17 protein-coding genes and 2 pseudogenes are annotated in these 17,566 nt (G+C 57.7%); 4 read left to right on the forward strand and 15 right to left on the reverse strand.

The features are described from left to right. Nucleotides 1-61: 61 nt before the first annotated feature. The 11 genes and pseudogenes from WS68_RS25990 to WS68_RS10035 form a co-directional block, all read right to left on the reverse strand. Nucleotides 62-229: pseudogene (locus WS68_RS25990) on the reverse strand (transposase); the annotation flags it as partial. 277 nt (nucleotides 230-506) lie between these two features. Continuing rightward, on the reverse strand, nucleotides 507-2,816 hold the full coding sequence (locus WS68_RS10010; RefSeq protein WP_231752980.1) for a sigma 54-interacting transcriptional regulator: 2,310 nt from the start codon (nucleotides 2,814-2,816) through the stop codon (nucleotides 507-509). Continuing rightward, on the reverse strand, nucleotides 2,801-3,172 hold the full coding sequence (locus WS68_RS27495; RefSeq protein WP_156429439.1) for a hypothetical protein: 372 nt from the start codon (nucleotides 3,170-3,172) through the stop codon (nucleotides 2,801-2,803). Before WS68_RS27495 ends, WS68_RS10010 begins: the two co-directional genes overlap by 16 nt. Nucleotides 3,173-3,678: 506 nt before the next feature. Continuing rightward, the gene (locus tag WS68_RS25995) at nucleotides 3,679-4,158 is read right to left on the reverse strand and encodes a glycoside hydrolase family 24 protein (RefSeq protein ID WP_082709934.1); all 480 of its coding nucleotides are present in this window, start codon (nucleotides 4,156-4,158) and stop codon (nucleotides 3,679-3,681) included. Nucleotides 4,159-4,295: 137 nt separating this feature from the next. Continuing rightward, nucleotides 4,296-4,670 (reverse strand): hypothetical protein, encoded by a 375-nt coding sequence (locus tag WS68_RS10015; RefSeq protein ID WP_059570649.1) that lies wholly within the window; start codon nucleotides 4,668-4,670, stop codon nucleotides 4,296-4,298. Nucleotides 4,671-4,949: 279 nt separating this feature from the next. Beyond that, nucleotides 4,950-6,062, reverse strand: coding sequence for a nitrilase-related carbon-nitrogen hydrolase (locus WS68_RS26000; RefSeq protein WP_082709935.1), 1,113 nt, complete (start codon nucleotides 6,060-6,062; stop codon nucleotides 4,950-4,952). Between the two features lie 1,235 nt (nucleotides 6,063-7,297). Next, nucleotides 7,298-7,747 carry a hypothetical protein gene (locus WS68_RS28320; RefSeq protein WP_197419582.1) on the reverse strand — a complete coding sequence of 150 codons (450 nt, stop codon included), beginning with the start codon at nucleotides 7,745-7,747 and terminating at the stop codon, nucleotides 7,298-7,300. A gap of 23 nt (nucleotides 7,748-7,770) precedes the next feature. Continuing rightward, nucleotides 7,771-8,022 carry a hypothetical protein gene (locus tag WS68_RS27500; RefSeq protein ID WP_156429440.1) on the reverse strand — a complete coding sequence of 84 codons (252 nt, stop codon included), beginning with the start codon at nucleotides 8,020-8,022 and terminating at the stop codon, nucleotides 7,771-7,773. 104 nt (nucleotides 8,023-8,126) lie between these two features. Continuing rightward, nucleotides 8,127-9,398: a M20 family metallo-hydrolase gene (locus WS68_RS10025; protein WP_059570651.1), complete on the reverse strand. Its 1,272-nt coding sequence runs from the start codon at nucleotides 9,396-9,398 to the stop codon at nucleotides 8,127-8,129. Further along, a complete protein-coding gene (locus tag WS68_RS10030; protein WP_059570652.1) occupies nucleotides 9,391-9,951 on the reverse strand; it encodes an L-2-amino-thiazoline-4-carboxylic acid hydrolase in 561 nt (186 codons plus the stop codon). Before WS68_RS10030 ends, WS68_RS10025 begins: the two co-directional genes overlap by 8 nt. A gap of 35 nt (nucleotides 9,952-9,986) precedes the next feature. Further along, nucleotides 9,987-11,168 (reverse strand): branched-chain amino acid ABC transporter substrate-binding protein, encoded by a 1,182-nt coding sequence (locus WS68_RS10035; RefSeq protein ID WP_082709936.1) that lies wholly within the window; start codon nucleotides 11,166-11,168, stop codon nucleotides 9,987-9,989. Between the two features lie 240 nt (nucleotides 11,169-11,408). Here WS68_RS10035 and WS68_RS10040 point away from each other — a divergent pair, with 240 nt between their 5' ends. Next, a complete protein-coding gene (locus WS68_RS10040) occupies nucleotides 11,409-12,308 on the forward strand; it encodes a LysR substrate-binding domain-containing protein (RefSeq protein WP_059570653.1) in 900 nt (299 codons plus the stop codon). 22 nt (nucleotides 12,309-12,330) lie between these two features. Then, complete coding sequence (locus WS68_RS27505; protein WP_156429441.1) at nucleotides 12,331-12,471, forward strand: hypothetical protein; 141 nt, start codon at nucleotides 12,331-12,333, stop codon at nucleotides 12,469-12,471. 160 nt (nucleotides 12,472-12,631) lie between these two features. On the opposite strand, the gene WS68_RS26010 is transcribed toward WS68_RS27505, so the two are convergent. The 4 genes and pseudogenes from WS68_RS26010 to WS68_RS28325 all read right to left on the reverse strand — a co-directional run bounded on the left by WS68_RS26010 (nucleotide 12,632) and on the right by WS68_RS28325 (nucleotide 14,445). Then, nucleotides 12,632-13,093: an MEKHLA domain-containing protein gene (locus tag WS68_RS26010; protein WP_082709937.1), complete on the reverse strand. Its 462-nt coding sequence runs from the start codon at nucleotides 13,091-13,093 to the stop codon at nucleotides 12,632-12,634. 100 nt (nucleotides 13,094-13,193) lie between these two features. Then, nucleotides 13,194-13,529, reverse strand: a complete 336-nt coding sequence (locus tag WS68_RS26015; protein WP_231752981.1) for a cupin domain-containing protein — start codon at nucleotides 13,527-13,529, stop codon at nucleotides 13,194-13,196. A 346-nt stretch (nucleotides 13,530-13,875) separates the two neighbouring features. Then, a pseudogene (locus WS68_RS10045) lies at nucleotides 13,876-14,061 on the reverse strand (ubiquinol oxidase subunit II); the annotation flags it as partial. A gap of 15 nt (nucleotides 14,062-14,076) precedes the next feature. Continuing rightward, nucleotides 14,077-14,445: a hypothetical protein gene (locus WS68_RS28325; protein ID WP_059570655.1), complete on the reverse strand. Its 369-nt coding sequence runs from the start codon at nucleotides 14,443-14,445 to the stop codon at nucleotides 14,077-14,079. Here WS68_RS28325 and WS68_RS10055 point away from each other — a divergent pair. After that, the gene (locus WS68_RS10055) at nucleotides 14,423-16,264 is read left to right on the forward strand and encodes a thiamine pyrophosphate-requiring protein (protein ID WP_059570656.1); all 1,842 of its coding nucleotides are present in this window, start codon (nucleotides 14,423-14,425) and stop codon (nucleotides 16,262-16,264) included. The genes WS68_RS28325 and WS68_RS10055 overlap by 23 nt on opposite strands. Before the next feature lie 624 nt (nucleotides 16,265-16,888). Then, on the forward strand, nucleotides 16,889-17,563 hold the full coding sequence (locus WS68_RS10065; protein WP_059570658.1) for an HAD family hydrolase: 675 nt from the start codon (nucleotides 16,889-16,891) through the stop codon (nucleotides 17,561-17,563). Nucleotides 17,564-17,566: the final 3 nt, after the last annotated feature.

Below are 17,566 nucleotides of genomic sequence, written 5' to 3' on the forward strand. Positions count from 1 at the left end.
ACTATCGGCAGTTTGAGGACGTCGCCAAGGCGGCCTGACTCAAACAAATCGGTCTCCGATGAACCCGGGGCGATTCAGCCGCGTCCATCCCGCCGAACTTGTTGCGCCAGCAATAGAGCATCTGTTCCGAAATGTTTCGGCGCCTGCGTAGATCCTTCACCGGCTCATCGTGGCTCTCGGCCTCGCGCAAGCTGCGGATGATCTGCTCGTCGGTAAATCGCTTCTTGATCGAATTCTCCTAATTTCTAGGATAAATGAGAACTCACTTGCCGGGTGGCTACAAGAAACGTCTCAGGTCAGCAAAATCTGACTGATTTTAACCATGAAATACGGATACCAAAATTCTATAGCGTCAGTCACGCGACAAACCCGCTTCTTGCTTGTTCATGCACATGTGTCCACGTTGATTGAGCGTAGACACATGCCCCCATGATTCAAGCTCGTCGCCCAATGACGTGCGTTCAAGCGCGCCTGTACTCGGTCGAACGCGCAACGAATTAACTGAATCACGAACGCAGTTGATCCAGTAATTGCCATGCTCGAGCATGGGTCGGTGGCGAATGTGTTTGAGAAACGCCCTGCAAGGCATGACTCAGGACCTCAATGGCTTGAGCTGGCCGATCCTCTTGTTTCAGCATCGCCAATTGATACGCTGCGGCAATGCGCGCGGGAACGGAGCCGATCGCTCTGGCCGTCAATAATGCGCTATGCAACCTCTGCTCGGCTTCCTCGCGATTGCCCAGGGCCCATTTCGCTCGTGCGATTTGCACGAGCATTTCACCTAAGTAAGTACGGTCCTGATGTTCCAGAACACTATCAAGCGCTTGAGAAATCACCTCGATGCAACGCTGCTCCTCTCCCATATTCAACAGCATGTCAGCAAAATGCCAAGCATGAAAAGACCCCAACAGATTACAACCGTGCAGTTGCGTGTAATGTTGGTAAGCGTCTTGCATACACTTTTCGGCTTCCTCGTAACACCCTTTCCACGCGAGATGATAGCCACGAAACACCTTCGCCCTGTCTTTGTAAAAACTAAATCCATGGGCAATCGATAGTCTCTCGAGAGAGGTCGAAATTTCACCAAGCAGCTCGACTTCCTCAAACGAGCAAGCCAGCCAAGCAGCTCCTTGCAAAGCAATCGCACAGCTAAAAGCGTGCGACGGTTGCCGTGAGGAACGTGCAATGAGTCGCTCCATTGCTGCGCGCGCCTGATCATAGGCACCGATCTGAAAAGCCGAGAGCCCTTCGGCTGTCAATGCCATCTCCGCCAGATCAAAGCCTTGGATGCCCACGCGAACATCGTCACGACTAATGCCCAGTAGACCGCCACGGCTCAGGTAGGCCAGCGCTTCCTCATAATCGCCCAGCAAGAAAAGGGTGCTCGACATTGCGACATGCGCCTCATCCAACGCATTTCGATCATCGAGGCGCTGCGCCCGCAAAAGCATATCCAGTGCCGTAGCCCGAGCCCTGCTCAGGTCCAAGGTCATGAATTGAGAAATCCATAGGCCGAACCGAATGGCAGCCAACTCCAATTCGTCGTCTTTCTCCTGGCTGATCTTCAAAGCATCTTCATAGCAAGCATGCACCTTGTCACTCGACCAGCCGTGGATGCCACGCAGGCAAATTCCCAGCAATCTCAATACCTCTAATCGACGCGACACTTCTGTCCGTTCGTCGCCTTGAAATCGTTCGAGATAGTGGCGCAGTGCTGGAATCGCCGTCGAGAACTTGGACGCTTCGACTAGCGCACGCACTTGCATCAGAAGCGTATCGGCGGCTTGAATACTAGCTTCCCTTACCTTAAGCCGCCGCTCCACGGTCTTGCGACTAACACCGAGCAGCCTTGCCGCAACTGTCTTATTACCCTGGCTTCGGTGCAAGGCTCGATCGATGAGTAAGCTCTCGGCAAAGGCTAGCTTATTACTCCCCTCGAGTAAAAGTAAGGTATCCGCCAGCGCATGATGGGCATTGTCGGCACGCTCGACGGGCATCAGAAAAGGTTCCAACGTGAGAACGTCGACGCAAGTGTTTTCGGACAGAACACTCAATTGCTCGATAACATTACGCAATTGCCGGACATTTCCTGGCCAAGGCTGTTGATACAATCTCTGCATGGCTTCCGGAGTGAAGGTGAGTTTACGAGGTTGGATACTGGAAAAATATTCGACAAGCGCCGGTATGTCTTCTCGCCGCTCATTGAGGCCCGGCAGATCCAGTATGAAAACAGCCAACCGATAATAAAGATCTTCCCTGAAGTGCCCCATCTTTACCATGGACACCAGGTCGCGATGGGTAGCCGCTATGATCCGGCCTTCGAATGGCAGGCTATTTGAAGCTCCAACTTGCCGAAAACAACGTGTTTCAAGCACTCGAAGGAGTTTAGGCTGCAGAGAGAGGGGCAGCTCTCCGATTTCGTCGAGAAAAAGCGTACCATTTCCAACTTCCTGAAAAAATCCGCGCCGAGTGTTAGATGCACCAGTAAACGCGCCTCTGACATGGCCAAACAACTCCGATTCGACCAAATTTTCCGGGATGGCACCACAATTCACATCGATGAATGGCGCGCTGGCTCGAGGGCTCACCGAATGCACGCGTCGCGCGAGCACCTCCTTACCCGCGCCAGTCGGGCCGTTGATCAGCACCGGTCGATCAGTTGGGGCAATGCGCTCGATCAGCTGATTGAGATGTCGCCAAGCAGATGAAGTGCCGATCATTTCGAACGGCGCTTCTTTATGCGCTTGCGAACGGGAAGGCAGAGCAACGACGTCTTCCTGCATACCAGAAGGCAATTGAGTCAGCATCCGGGACATAGCATTGACCTCGAGTATGCGCCAGCGCGCGTAGCAAATTGACTATCGTCAGGATGCACAGAGATATCGGCGTCGGATTTTGTCTTCCTCAGCCTCAACAAAAGCATCTTGGATACCACTCCCTTTGCCCTATTACTCTTGACCATCATATTTTTCTTAAAACGAGCGTTAAATAATAAAAAATTCATCGCCCATGAAAGCACTTGACGAAAGACATCAGCTCCATCAAATAAAAATTCGATCTTCAATCGGTCAATCGATACACTTTTATCTACACACAATCCTATTGATTTTGTTTCACAAAAAAAAATTTTCTCACCACAACCAACAACATCCTCGACATTGGCATTTCTCATCGCTTATTCCCAACTAATCGAAACATCAAAATCAACATACATTGTGATTGCATCACATTTACAGCCAGCCCCCAATTTAAGCCAATCAAAATTAATAAACCAAATTTAAAATAATCCAAAAGTTTTTGCCTCAACCCCGCGACAGGTGTCGAGAAAGCTTACGGAACTGGATGCGCGGCCACCACCCTAGCAATTCAGACAGGTATTGCTTCGCGCCAATTGATAATTTAGTCGTGCATCCATTTTCAAAAATGGATATTGATATCAATATATATTCAATCTCACATCAATGTTGATCCTTTTGTATTGGAGTAAACCCTGAAATATTTCACACCACTTAAAATATATCTAGCACGCCAAACAATTTATTTCTATATATCCGAATAAAACCCAATCAACATATCAAAAGCGAAAAAATTTTTTAATTGCATTAAATCGATAGCGGCTCCTCGCTCAAATAAGCCGCCCTCTCACATCAAAATCGCGTCACGAAAAAAATTAAATAACTAAAATATTTCGCCGCCTTTTTGCAGATAGACCTGACGCAGTGCAACGAGTGAATTTTCGAGCTGCCCGTAACCAGCCCCGGGAAGACTGGCCCATAAATTTCCAACTCTATAAACTGCCAAATCAAAATTACCGGCATCGATCAATGACAATGCATTATGCTCTTTAATTAGCTGAATAGCCCACGAATCCTGCGACGCAGGCCCGAAATCAGGCAAATTAAGTAATTTACGATAGTAAGACCAATCTTTTAGCATAAATTGATAGTGCCCGGATGCATTGGATTCCAATCCTCTATTATTAATTCGCTTGGATGCACGACCGCGCCCAAAGGGGTGCGTGCTGCAATCCGTAAGAATTTCCGGCACTCCATCTATCCTTGCCACAATGACATCGTATCCGTCATTTCTCGCTGCGGGACTAATATTGGTACCCTCCGATACCGCCAGCATATCTAAAAACGCCTTTCTATTTCGCATCTCCCCTCCTTTAACTAACAGCACAGCGCTAAAATTTCCCTCCAATCATCCCGCCCAAAACCAGTGAATCATTCCACCGCCTCCTTCAAGGCCCTCCTAAAACCCAATTATTTTGGATTCTTTTTTTAAAATAGAAATCAAGGATTTTCCTTGAATCTCCCCTCCAAAAAGCGAATTCTTTCTTGAGACAACATCAGTTCACGGTTTTGCCCTTCCAACTGCTCAAGCGCCCCCTTCAATTGACCTTTAAGCTCCCAAACCTGCTGATAGGCATCATTTCGCTCCTTTGCAAACTGATCAACACGTTGATCAGCACTCATTCGTGCTTCGCGTTCTGCCTTCAGGAGACCCTCATAAACCGCCAATGCTTTGATTTGCCCCGATGCGTCAGCTCCAGTCATCTCTCTCTGACTACGTTCTCGCCACATCCAGATTACGATCGACATCGCAACTGCAAGTACCCCTCCAACCACGCCTTTCAACTCTGTGAATAATTTAATGAGATCATCCATACGTAACCCTCTCATGCTCAATTTATTCACCGTCAATTTTTTTGTTAACGTAATAAATATTTGAAATTATGATTATTTCTCCAACCCGAAATTAATATCCTGCCGCGATCAGATCATGATCTGGATTCATCCATAAGCAAACATTCCAAAGGCAATGGCAAATTACGCATTCTTCGCGACATTCAACAAATCCACATCAATCAAAATAAGACATCTTTGGACTCCAGTAATTTGGAGCCCAAATTTTGACAATTAAAATCAAAAATTCTACGCTGGATTCTACGAGCAACTATTTTTATTGGTATCAGGACGATCCGGGTCCTGATGCTGCTTGGGCTCGGCAGGATATCGATACTTCTTTCCGCTTGGGAAATCAGCTTCCATCGATGTCACGATTCCGTAGATTTCCGGGCGCCTATTGATGAGATAATCTGTATCAGGAGGTTGAGTACTAGGAAAGTCGCAGATAATACAGTCAGCAATCAACAAAGTATCTTGGTTTCCAAAGGCTTTCACCAGCGGCTTTCCATAGGGGCTACAGATGATACTATTTCCAGAGTATTCTAGAACATTTTCTGATTTCCCGTTTTCCACTTTAAATTCCCAACTCGCCCGATTACCATAACTACAAAAATTTTGATTTTGCAGAGCGTTGGCAGGAATGTAATGCTCGGAAATATCCGGGTAAGGTTCGCTCTGTCCAGGCAATTTGGAATTTGGCGCAGCAGTCGGCATTGCGGCAATCAATGCCCCATTAAGCGCCAATGATCGCGCGACTTCCGGAAATTCCGCGTCATAACAGATAGCCACGCCAATAGGGATGCCATTAACCTCAAATGTCCGAAAAGGATTGTCCGTGCCGCCATATTCCGGGATACGGAACCAACGCCGTTCGTCAATCCCCCACAGATGGTTCTTGAATTGCATGCCAAGCTTCTTTCCATCAGCATCGAAAATGACAGCAGCATCATAGATGCCATCATTCCCTTTGGGATCACTTCCCGCATACGGCAAAGGACAGATAATTGCAATATTTCTATATTTTGCAATTTTCGAGATCGGCCCCAACTCCTCCAAATAACCATTATCCCTAATATATTCCGCAGTTTTCTTAACCGTCTCCACGGGAATATTTGATTTATCGGTTTCGCCGAATTCATATCCAGACAAGAACAACTCTGGAAAACTAATGAGCTGACTTTGGTAGAAACCAGCCATCTCACAAGCCTTTTCCAATGTGCCAAAATTAAATTCCACTGCTTCTTTAATAGTGTCGAGCGTAGCTACTTGACTAGGCCCTTGTGCAATGGCATACCGCACCCCTTTATTTACCGAAGGAGGTGTGTTCCGGCGAAAATAGCTTTGAATGACAGGATCAAACGTGTGAGCCATGATATTTCCTTTCAAAAATTTGCAATCAGCAATTTTGCTGGTGACGCCTTAAATTCATAAATCCCAACAAGCCCTTTAATTGATCGCTCGATTTTCAACCCATGCGGATCATATTTCACGACCCAAGATCGCTGGATTTTGCTTGCTCGGATTCAAGCTCGTCCATACCGAATGGTTTCCCACTCGGCTTTTCATATGGGCATATAAATCTTGTCGCCGAAAAAGCGACCAACGAAAATTTTCGCTTGAGATGGTGATTTTGCTTGTAATTTCAATCGAACATTCTTACCCATCCTCTCAAAGAAATTTATTTAAAGATAAAGCCACGAATTTCGATTTACTTCATTTATCCATACCCTCCTTACGAATAATTGATTTTTACTGCTTCATGTGCCATGGAGTCGAAAAATATTCACGACAGCCCAAATTCAATCTCAAAATAAATTATTCCTCACCGTGATTGCAACGATCAGGAACAGATATTTCACATGATCAATAACTCCAACCTCACTGGAGATATACAGCGACCACACTGGGATACAGTCAGCAGCATCATGAAAACTCGTTAGATCGGAGATCAAGCTTATGCAACAGCTATGCCAAGTACGCTAAGGTCCTGCTTTAATGGAAATTTTGATTTGTCGCGCGTTTGGCACAGATTTGGATGGACGGATTGGGCCACTCGACTCTCGGCGCCCGTGGACGGTATCGTCCACCTCGTTGGATATTGAGATTCCGCGTCGAGCTTGCGAGCCGGGCGGTCCTACCGAACGCCCAGCGCGAGATACCATCGCCCGATGCTTGTGAAACCGCAGCGCGCATTGATTCGCGCACGTCAAGGTCCCGATTGATCCGCGCTCCGTGGCCTTCCCCCTGTCATAACCTGGTGAAACCTGCACCGGTTAAGCAGCTGAAGCGAACGCCTCTACCGGCGTTTTCATCTTCAGCGCCAGGTGGGCCGTCGATAGTTGTAGAACCGGATCTTGTCGACGATCACACGGCTGGCGTGCGGCAGCGTTTCAAACGCGGTGACGGTGTACGCATTGCTCATTGAGCGTGCGAATCACGCGTTCGATCATGCCATTCTGTTGCAGGCCACACGGCGTGATGAACTTCCGGCGCAATACGTAACGCGCACTAAAGCCGTGTAGAGCCGCGGCTCGTGAAAACCCGCCCGTTGTCGGGGGCTTCAGAAAACGGAAAATATTGCCGGCTAAGGCCGGCCGAGGTCAGCGCTATCGTCTTTCGAATGCCTGATTGGTCTCTCCGGCGCGGAGGATATCGTCGCCGCGCTGATACATCGAGGCAGACATGGCGCACAAGTTGCCGAAAATCGTCGTCAATCCAGCGCCACGAGCAACGGCATGGCTGGCATGACTACGACGCATCCAGTGGGGAGTTGCCTGCTGCAGCTTTTTTGCGAGCGTGGAATGAGCTGACTTAATGATATCGGTGGCTTGCAGAGAGCCGACGCATGACATGTCACCGCCGCGCATCGACAATACCGGCGTTGCCGTCCTCTCGAGGTTGGTCACCAATGATGTCCGGAGCTTCCGCCGTTCAGACGTGACCGGCTCGTGCTGATCCGCCACGCCGTTTCGGCTGTGCGTGCCAGCCACCTCGTGTATGGTGCTCGACCGCTCGTTCAATTCTGGCGCCCCCGGCGACCAGCGGCTGCCATTCATCCGGCAGCCAGCAATCTTGCACGTCAACGGTGCGCACAGTTGCGCGTCTCGATACGTTCGTGCGCGTTGTCGTGATGCTTGTCACGATGCAGGGCCAGGTTTTCGCAAGTCTCCAGCACCGTTGGCCGGTTGCCTTTAATCTGTGCGAGCACATCGGCTTCCTTCGCCAGCGCGAGCATGCTGCGCAAGAGGCCCCGGCCTGCCGTGGCGATCGATGATGGAGTTTCAGCACTTAGTGTCTTGCCGGGCGGCGCTTCGTTGTTTGACAATTCCACGATACCGCGCCGAACCGTAAAACACGGCCAAGATCGCCCATGCCGCCGCATGAATTGCGCAACAAACGCGTAAGCCCGCCGGACAAGCCGGCGCCGGCGATTCCTCAACCGTTCCCCAACGCGCTCTCCACCACCACCTGCAGCAGCACGTTGGCGCCAGCCTCGGCCCACTCGGGCGTGATCGCCTCGGCTTCGTTGTGGCTGAGGCCGTCGATGCACGGCACGAAGATCATGCCCGTGGGCGCGATACGCGCGAGATAACAGGCATCGTGGCCCGCGCCCGACACGATATCGGCATGCGGCAAATTCAGCGTCACGGCCGCGCGCCGCACGGCATCGATGCACTCGGGCGCGAACGGCACGGGCGCGTAGTCGAAGATCTGCGTGATCGTGTGGTCAAGCTGCGCGTCCTGAGCCACGCGCGCCAGTTCGGCGCGCAATTGCGCATCGAATTCGGCCAGCGCGTCCGAATCCGGATGACGAAACTCCACCGTGAAAAAGCAGCGCCCCGGCACGGTGTTGCGCGAGTTGGGCTTCGCGTCGATCATGCCGACCGTAGCGCGCCCATGCGGCGCGTACCTGCGCCCCAGCGCCTCGACGAACGTGATCATGCGCGCCGCGCCGGCCAGCGCGTCGCGGCGCAGGTCCATCGGCGTGGTGCCCGCGTGCGCGTCCACGCCAACGAATTCGATCTCGTACCAGCGCTGCCCCTGCCCCGCCGTGACTACGCCGATGGTCTTGCCGCTGCGCTCGAGAATCGCGCCCTGCTCAATGTGCAGTTCGTACACGGCGCGCACCGGTGTGCCGCCCGCCGGCTCATCGCCGGCGTAGCCGATATGCGCGAGCGCTTCGCCTATCGTCGTGCCCGACGCATCGGTGCGCGAGAGCCCGTATTCGAGCGTGTATACGCCCGCATACACGCCCGACGCAATCATGGCCGGCGCGAAGCGCGAACCTTCCTCATTGGTCCAGATCACGGCCTCCACGGGGTGCTCGGTCTGCACGCCCGCATCGTTGAGTGCGCGGATCACTTCGAGCCCGCCCAACACGCCATAAATGCCGTCGTAGCGGCCGCCGGTGGGCTGGGTGTCGGCGTGCGAGCCGGTCAACACCGGCGCGGCGCCGGGATTGCGGCCCGCACGGCGCGCGAAGACGTTGCCCATCTTGTCGACGCGAATCGTGCAGCCCGCCTCGCGCGCCCATTGCACGAACAGGTCGCGCCCTTCGCGGTCGAGCTCGGTGAGCGCGAGGCGGCACACGCCGCCCTTTTCCGTCGCGCCAATTCGCGCCATGCCTTCGAGCGAATCCCACAGCCGCGCACCGTTCACGCGCAACGCGCTCGGGACCCATCCGCCATGTTGGGGGCGTTCAGTCATCGGCGCGCTCCTGCGCCGGCTCACCGGCTTCGGCCGGCTTCGCGTCGCGCATGCGGTAACGGAAATCGCAGCGCTTGCCGCCCTGCATGATGGTGCTCGTGCGCGTGAGTTCGACGCGCGGGTCATAGCCCGAGATGAATTCGGCATCGCGCGCGCAGCTCAGCAGATGGCCGATTTCCCCAAGGCCCATGGCGTGATACATCTCGGCATAAGCGCAGCGATGCACGTTGTAATCGTAGGCTTCGTCGTCGATGCGCAGCGTTTCCACGTCGAGCGCGCCGTCCTTTTCCCAGAGCACCTGAAGCGCGGCGAACGACGCGACGCTCGTGCCGTTCGGTTCGCGCGCCGCGAACTGGCGGCCCGCATCGATCGCCGCGCCGCGCACGGCCTCGGCGATCACGGCTTGCGCGCGCTCGATGCCGCAGTCGCGCTTGAGAATCTCGTAGATCGGCTTGATGATTTCCGCTTCGATGCGCCGGCGCGCGAGAATGCCGAGCGTCTCGCCGTTCACGCCAATCCCGTCCGCGACGCCTTCGCGTTGTTGCTGTGTCATCTTCGTCTCCTCGTTACGTCGTTGCATCGTCGGGTTCAGCGGGCGGCGGTCTTCGCGAGCGTCTTCATGGCCGCGCCGCCGCCGAGCACGTCCACCACGGCCCATTTGCCGTCCTTCACCTGATAAATCGTATAAGCGGGATCCAGCAGGTTGCCTTGTTCATCGAAGCCGATCGCACCCGTCACGCCGCTGCGGCGAATCGTGTGCAGCGCCGCGACAATCTTTTTCGGCGCAACCGAATTGGCCTGCTGGGTCGCGGCGATCAGCGTCGCCGCCACGTCATACGCAAACGGTGCGTGCAATTCGATCGGCGCGTGCCAGCGCGCGCGGTACTGCGCGTCGAACGCCGCGCCGCCCGGCATGCGATCGAGCGGACGGCCCGGTTCCAGTGCCGTCACGCCTTCGCCCGAGGGCCCAGACAGCGTGACGAAAGTCTGGCTCACGAAACCGCCCGCGCCGAGCAGCGGCGCCTGAATATGCAATTGGCGCATGCGGCGCACGAGCGGCGCGGCCTGGGCGTCAAGACCGCCGAAGAAGATCAGGTCGGCGCGCTTCGCCTTGATGGCCGTTAGCACGCCGCTGAAATCGAGCGTCTTGTCGGTGATGTACTGGCGATCGATCACCGTGCCGCCGTTGGCCTGCACGCCCTTGATGAACTGGTTCGCAAGTCCCGCGCCGAACGCGGTCTGATCGTCGATCACGGCAATGCGCCGTGCCTTCAGCGTTTTCACCGCATACGCGCCGGTGTACGCGCCGCCATCGTCGTCGTGGCCCATGATGCGAAACGCGGTGTCGAAGCCCTGCTGCGTGTATTGACGACCTGTCGAGGCCGGCGCGATCTGCGCGATGCCGGCGTCGTGATACACGCGCGCGGCCGGCACGCTGCAGCCGGTGTTCCAGTGGCCGACCACGCCAACCACGTGACGATCGACGAGTTGCTGCGCGACCGTCACGGCCGTGCGCGGGTCCGATTGATCGTCGGCGCTCACGAGCTTGTAGACCACGGGCTTGCCAGCAATGGTCGGATGCTTTGCGTTGGCGTCGTCGACGGCGAGCCGTGCGCCGTTTTCCAGATCCTTGCCGATGCGCGCGGATGCGCCGGTCAGCGGCGCGGCGAGCCCGATCAGCACCACCTGTTCGTCCTGGGCATGCGCGATGCCCGTGAAAAGCGATACCGCAAGCGCGGCGACCGGCAACGGCAGAGCTTTCTTTGTCATGTCGATCGATTCCGATGAGCCTATGTATTGAAGCGCCATTGGCGCGCATGCCTGCCCATTCCGAGGGCTCATGGCACGCAGCGTTGAATGATGAAAAAGATTAATCTTTTGTGTACGGCTGTTTAAATTACGTTTGGTTCGATCGATATGCCAGAACCTTATTCTAACGCTTAAGATTATGTTTTATATGGAGAAACCGAAAAACATCGGCGCTGCGCACCTTTCGATATAATTCGACACATGAATAAAATTCAGCTAATCGCCGACGATCCGCTGCTGCGTGCGGTGCGCGCGTTCGAGTCGTTCGCACGTCATGGCTCGGTCGCGGCCGCCGCGCGCGAACTCGAAATCACGGCCTCGGCGGTGAGCCATCAGTTGCAACTGCTCGAATCGTTCGTGCAAACGCCGTTGACGATCCGCCGCGGCCGCGCGCTCGTGCTCACCGACGAAGGCCGCGACTACTATCGCTCGATCAGCGCGGCGTTTTCGGTGTTGCGCAGCGCCACGGGGTTCGTGCGCGAGCGCTCGTCGCGGCGACAGATCACGATCAGCCTGATTCCGCTCTTTGGCATGGGCTGGTTCATTCCCCGGCTGCACGACTTTCTCGCGGCCAATGAAGACGTGGACGTGACGGTGCTCTATGCGAATCACCGCAATTACCGCAGCGATGCCGCCGATTTGTCGATCCGCTTCGGCACCGGCGACTGGATCGGCTATACGAGCACGCCGCTTATGTCGGGCGCGGTGGTGCCGGTGTGCACGCCGCGCTTTTTGCAGCGCTACGGGCCGCTGTGCAAACCCGCGGATCTCGCGAGCGTGCCGCTCGTTCACGACGAGGACCGCAGCACGTGGGCAAACTGGCTGCAAAGCGCGGGCGTGCGCCACGTGGCACGCACCGAGGGGCCGCTCTTCGAAGACGGCCAGCTCACGCTGAGCGCCACGCTCGCCGATCTGGGCGCGTCACTCATGCGCGCGCCGCTGATTTCGCGCGAGCTCGCGTCGGGCGCGTTGCGCAGGCTCTTCGATCACGAACTGAACGACGGGCGGCATTACTACCTTTGCTGGCGCGCCGATGCCGAAATGCCGGACGGCGCGCAGCGGCTCGCGCAATGGTTGCTGGCGTCGATGAAAACGCGTTGAAGATGCGTTGAGGGTGCGTTGATTGCGCGCTGATAACGCGAAAAGCGTCGGGCGCGACCGCCTGAGCGGTCATGCGCTGACGCAGTACTTCGTGACGCTCGGCATCGTGCTGTCAAGGTCGTCCGCGGTCGGCCCGCTGGCCGGGAAGCTTCTGTCCGACTAGCACAGTTACCGGGTGTGCAATGGGCCGTGACGGCGCCACCGATCTTCGCGGGCTTCGGTCCCACATTCCCGAACATCCCGGCGCCCGCGCTGCGCAACTATGGCGCTTGCCTAGGACGCGCCAGCGCACTGTTCGGCGTGACCTGCTACCTGATCATGAATCAGGCATCTTTCCATTGCCGATAAGTGGCTGCCTGCCCTCGATATATTCCATCACGGTCGACCAGATTCCAGACAGTCACGTCCTCGATCCAAAACCGTCTTCCCGACTTGGCAATGCGTAAGCCACGATAACCGCTTGCAAAACCTTGGGTTCGCACAGCTTCGAGCAATTGGTCGCGCTCTTGTCGATTAGGGTGTTCAGCGGAAAGCCGTGAGCGTAAAGCTGTCATTTCAGCCCAGTCGTATTCGAAACAGCGCTGCGCGGTTTTGTTTGCGTAAATGAACCGCGGGTCCTCATCCGTATTGTGAGCAAGGACACAAAAAGGTGCGTCTTCGTATAGCCAGCGTGCGGCCTCGGTATCTTGCATTGTTTGGTCCAATAGAGGCAGACCGGTCAGTCGGAGGTGGCTATCCACCAAGAGATTGAGAAAAGCGGGATTTGTGGCTAGAGAACTGGACATAGAACGGTACTCGTGAGCGTCACCGGCATGCGGCGATCGTAGGAATATGCAGCATTGGACCAAACGGCTGATTTTTATAGCCAGTCTGCGCCGGGTACGATTAGTTAGGCTCGGATTTGACTGATAACGCAACGCCCGGAGTTCCGGCATAAAACACAATCAGCTCGACCGGCTCATCGCCACTTTGGCCGCGATGCGGTGCGTCGACCATCTCAGGTAGCACGTCTCCCGGGCCGATCACCATCGTCTTCCCGTCGCTCTTCCGAATGACCGTTAGGTGACCGGAAAGAACATAGGCGACATTGATGACCGGATGGCTATGCCACGGTAGTCCGCTATGTGCAGGGATCTTATAGCGCAGTACTGATACTTCCGGCGGCCCATCCGGATATGCGCGATATTGAGTGCCGTCCCAGGAATGCGTTGTTTTCAACAACTGTATTACCTTGGGCCGTGGCCCGGACGCCATTGCCGTAGGGATATGCATGGCACCGGCAAATACAGGCAGCGCAGCCGCCAGAACAATTGCCGAGCGCGTTCGAAGACGGGGGCGACAGAACATAAGCAGACTCCTCCATGAACAATAAGGCAGGCGGGAACAGTTAGTGGCAGGCGATGACATTCATTATTAAATAACTTAACAATTATCGCGCATGATTCGCGGCTCAGCCAATCAGAATAAAAAAATAACCATCGAGAAACCAGCCCGTTAGCGGGTTTCACCCCGCTTATCCGCTCTTCAAGCCGGGCTCGCCTGCCCTGCCCGCGCGTTCGCGCGACCGTCACAGGTGCTCATACCCGATATCACTGCGCACCTTGCCGCAAAACCCCAAGTACGGCCAGCACACGTTCAGCAGCACCGGCAGCATGAACGTGGCGCAGATCATCAGGAATTCCAACGACATCTGCGCGGACGCAGCGGACCACGGCGTGGCCGACGGCGGCGCGACGCATGGCCACTGGCTGAGCGCGGTCAAATCCCGTCATGGCTGGCCTCCTGTTGCCGCGCGCCGCTTTCCGACACTGCCGCCAGCGGCCGCGCAGTGTGTCGATGCGCCCTGCTCCGGCGCCGCCGCGTGCGCGCCGTCCTGGGCAGCCGGCCCGATCCGTGCGCGCCGGCGCAGCAGCGCTAAGCCTGAGCCGAAGATCGCAACGTAGCCGATGATGTAAAGCGCGAGCGACAGCGCCACGTCATCCGTAGTCAGCGACGGCGCGCCCGCCCCGCCCGCGCGGCACGCCGCTTGCGCGACGCCCCGCATGGCCACGTGCCGCCGAGCGGCGTCGCGCGGCTCATCGGCTTCGGCCCATCGCGAATCAAGGAGAAACGGCATGGCGACAGTGGCGGATTTCATCGTCGAGCGGCTGTACGATTGGGGCGTGCGCCGCGTGTACGGCTACCCGGGCGACGGCATCAACGGCTTTTTCGGCGCGCTCGACCGGGCCGGCGGCAAGATCGAAATCATTCAGGCACGCCATGAGGAGATGGCGGCCTTCATGGCATCCGCGCATGCAAAATTTACAGGCGAGCTTGGCGTGTGCGTCGCGACTTCAGGCCCCGGTGCCGCGCACCTCGTGACCGGCCTGTACGACGCGCGGCTCGATCATATGCCGGTGCTCGCGATCGTCGGCCAGCAGGCTCGCGCGGCGCTTGGCGGCCACTACCAGCAGGAAGTCGATCTGCCGGCGCTTTACAAGGACGTGGCGGGCGCATTCGTCCAGCTTGCCACGGTGCCCGGCCAAGTGCGCCATCTGGTCGACCGTGCGGTGCGCACTGCGCTCGGCGCACGCACGGTCACCGCGCTGGTGCTGCCGAACGATTTGCAAAGGCTCGACTATGCGCCGCCGAAACGCGCGCACGGCACCGTGCATTCCGGGCTCGGCTACACGCCGCCGAAGGTCGTGCCATACGCGGATGATCTGCAGCGCGCGGCCGACGTGCTCAACGCGGGCGCGAAGGTCGCGATGCTGGTGGGCGCGGGCGCGCTGCACGCGACCGACGAGGTGATCGCAGTGGCTGACCGGCTCGGCGCGGGCGCCGCGAAAGCGCTGCTCGGCAAGGCCGCGCTGCCCGACGATCTGCCGTGGGTGACCGGCGCGATCGGGCTGCTCGGCACCCGGCCCAGCTACGCGCTGATGACCGAATGCGACACGCTGCTGGTGGTCGGCTCCAGCTTCCCGTATTCGGAATTCCTGCCGAAGGAAGGCCACGCGCGCGGCGTGCAGATCGACCTGAAAGCCGACATGCTGAGCCTGCGCTATCCGATGGAGGTCAATCTCGTCGGCGACAGCGCCGAGACGCTGCGCGCACTGCTGCCGCTGCTGAACGCGCGCCGCGACACGGGATGGCGCGAGCGGATCGCGAAATGGAACGCGCATTGGCGCGACACACTCGCCGCACGCGCGGCGGCCAAGGCTAGCCCCGGCCGTGGCGTGAATCCGCAGCGCGCGTTTACCGAGCTGTCGCCGCGCCTGCCCGACGGCGTCATTCTGACGAGCGATTCGGGTTCCTGCGCAAACTGGTATGCGCGCGACCTGATGATGCGGCGCGGGATGATGGCGTCGCTGTCGGGCGGCCTCGCATCGATGGGCGCGGCGGTGCCATATGCGATCGCCGCGAAGTTCGCGCATCCGGCGCGCCCGGTGATCGCGATAGCCGGCGACGGCGCGATGCAGATGAACAACCTGGCCGAGCTGATCACCGTCTCGAAGTACTGGCGCAAATGGTCCGACCCGCGCTGGATCTGCATGGTGCTGAACAACGAGGATCTGAACCAGGTCACGTGGGAGCAGCGCGTGATGGAAGGTGATCCGAAGTTCGACGCATCGCAGCAGATTCCGGACGTGCCGTACTCGCGCTTCGCGTCGCTGCTCGGGCTGAAAGGCATCTACGTCGACGATCCGGAGCAGCTTGGCGCCGCGTGGGACGAGGCACTCGCATCGGACCGCCCGGTGGTGCTCGAAGTGAAGACCGACCCCGAGGTGCCGCCGCTGCCGCCGCACGTGACGCTGCAGCAGGCAAAGCATTTCGCCGAAACGCTGCTCAAAGGCGACGCGCGCGGGGCGAACGTGATCGTCGAAACCGCGCGGCAAATGCTGTCGGGCGTGCTGCCGGGCAACGGCGAACCCGGCGCGGGCGCGGGCAAGGACGGGACAACGAGTCGTCGGGAGTGACTGGTATGACGGCGCGGCGCACGCGTCGCGGCGCGTCGTACCCGGGCGGGCCGAGCGTAGGCTCGCATCGGCGGCGTGCCGCCCGTCGGCAGCCAGTGCCAGTGCCGCGCCAATAAGCCAGTGCAGCGCGCGCGATTCGCAGGCAAGCCGCGATATCGACGCCACGCCGCGCGCACGCATGAGCGCTCGCGCGGCTGGCGCTGGTTCGCGCCCGCGATCGTGACGGTCTTCACGTTCGGCGCTTCCCGCTTTTACCGATAGGCGGCGGCATGCTGCCCCGCCGGCGTCTCGACGTCATATATCGCCATATATCACCATGTATTGCCTCATATCACGGCTATCACGGCGTATCATCGCGCGGCGCGCGGTATGCCGCACGCCGCGCCGGCGGGTTGACGGGCAACCCGATCGACGCCGCGATGTGTCCCCTCGCCGTCCACGACGCCGCCATCGCCCAGCTCTCGACGATATGCGCGAGTGGTCCTGCCTGGCATGTGCGCGCCGGCATGCGCCGCGCTTGCCGAATAGCCGGAAGATGGCGGCGGCCCGCCCGCGCGCCGATAATGTATCGAAGGATAGGTTCACGGACGATTCGCCCGACCCTCGTCGGGCCAGGAGATTCCCATGCGCATTGAAACGTCATTTCTGTTCGATCTTGACGGCACGCTCGTCGACAGCGTCTATCAGCACGTGCTCGCGTGGAAGGAAGCGCTCGATGCCGAAGGCATCGAGCTATCGGTGTGGCGCATTCACCGCAAGATCGGGATGAGCGGCGGCCTGTTCCTGAACCAGCTGCTGCGCGAGACGGCCGGCGACATCGACGCCGGACGCGTCGAGCGGCTGGCGCGGCTGCATGCGGCCGCGTACCAGCGGCTGCGCGGGCAGGTTCGGCCGCTGCCGGGCGCGCGCGAGTTGCTCGCCGCGCTGTCGGGCGCGGGGATACGCTGGGCGATCGCCACCAGCGGGCGGATGCAGACGGCGGCGGTCAATCTCGAAGCGCTCGGCGTCGATCCGGCGAAGCACGTGGTCATCACCCGCGATCAGGTCAAGTACGCGAAGCCGGACCCAGACCTGTTCCTGACCGCCGCCGCGAAACTGAACGTGCCGATCGAGCATACGCTGGTGGTCGGCGACAGCATTTGGGACATGCTCGCCGCAAGCCGCTGCCGTGCGCTCGGCGTTGGGCTCCTGTCCGGCGGGTACGGCCGCGACGAACTGGAACGTGCGGGGGCACTGCGCGTGTATGACGATCCGGCCGACCTGTTGTGGCATCTCGACGAGATTGCCGCGCGGCCATAGCGC

The organism is Burkholderia sp. TSV86 (genome assembly GCF_001522865.1).
Lineage (GTDB): Bacteria > Pseudomonadota > Gammaproteobacteria > Burkholderiales > Burkholderiaceae > Burkholderia.

Coding starts and splice junctions, on each gene's coding strand:
- WS68_RS10010 (WP_231752980.1), bottom strand. CDS start 2,816: ATGTCCCGGATGCTGACTCAATTGCCTTCTGGTATGCAGGAAGACGTC.
- WS68_RS27495 (WP_156429439.1), bottom strand. CDS start 3,172: ATGAGAAATGCCAATGTCGAGGATGTTGTTGGTTGTGGTGAGAAAATT.
- WS68_RS25995 (WP_082709934.1), bottom strand. CDS start 4,158: ATGCGAAATAGAAAGGCGTTTTTAGATATGCTGGCGGTATCGGAGGGT.
- WS68_RS10015 (WP_059570649.1), bottom strand. CDS start 4,670: ATGGATGATCTCATTAAATTATTCACAGAGTTGAAAGGCGTGGTTGGA.
- WS68_RS26000 (WP_082709935.1), bottom strand. CDS start 6,062: ATGGCTCACACGTTTGATCCTGTCATTCAAAGCTATTTTCGCCGGAAC.
- WS68_RS28320 (WP_197419582.1), bottom strand. CDS start 7,747: ATGAATGGCAGCCGCTGGTCGCCGGGGGCGCCAGAATTGAACGAGCGG.
- WS68_RS10025 (WP_059570651.1), bottom strand. CDS start 9,398: ATGACTGAACGCCCCCAACATGGCGGATGGGTCCCGAGCGCGTTGCGC.
- WS68_RS10030 (WP_059570652.1), bottom strand. CDS start 9,951: ATGACACAGCAACAACGCGAAGGCGTCGCGGACGGGATTGGCGTGAAC.
- WS68_RS10035 (WP_082709936.1), bottom strand. CDS start 11,168: ATGACAAAGAAAGCTCTGCCGTTGCCGGTCGCCGCGCTTGCGGTATCG.
- WS68_RS10040 (WP_059570653.1), top strand. CDS start 11,409: ATGAATAAAATTCAGCTAATCGCCGACGATCCGCTGCTGCGTGCGGTG.
- WS68_RS26010 (WP_082709937.1), bottom strand. CDS start 13,093: ATGTCCAGTTCTCTAGCCACAAATCCCGCTTTTCTCAATCTCTTGGTG.
- WS68_RS10055 (WP_059570656.1), top strand. CDS start 14,423: ATGGCGACAGTGGCGGATTTCATCGTCGAGCGGCTGTACGATTGGGGC.
- WS68_RS28325 (WP_059570655.1), bottom strand. CDS start 14,445: ATGAAATCCGCCACTGTCGCCATGCCGTTTCTCCTTGATTCGCGATGG.
- WS68_RS10065 (WP_059570658.1), top strand. CDS start 16,889: ATGCGCATTGAAACGTCATTTCTGTTCGATCTTGACGGCACGCTCGTC.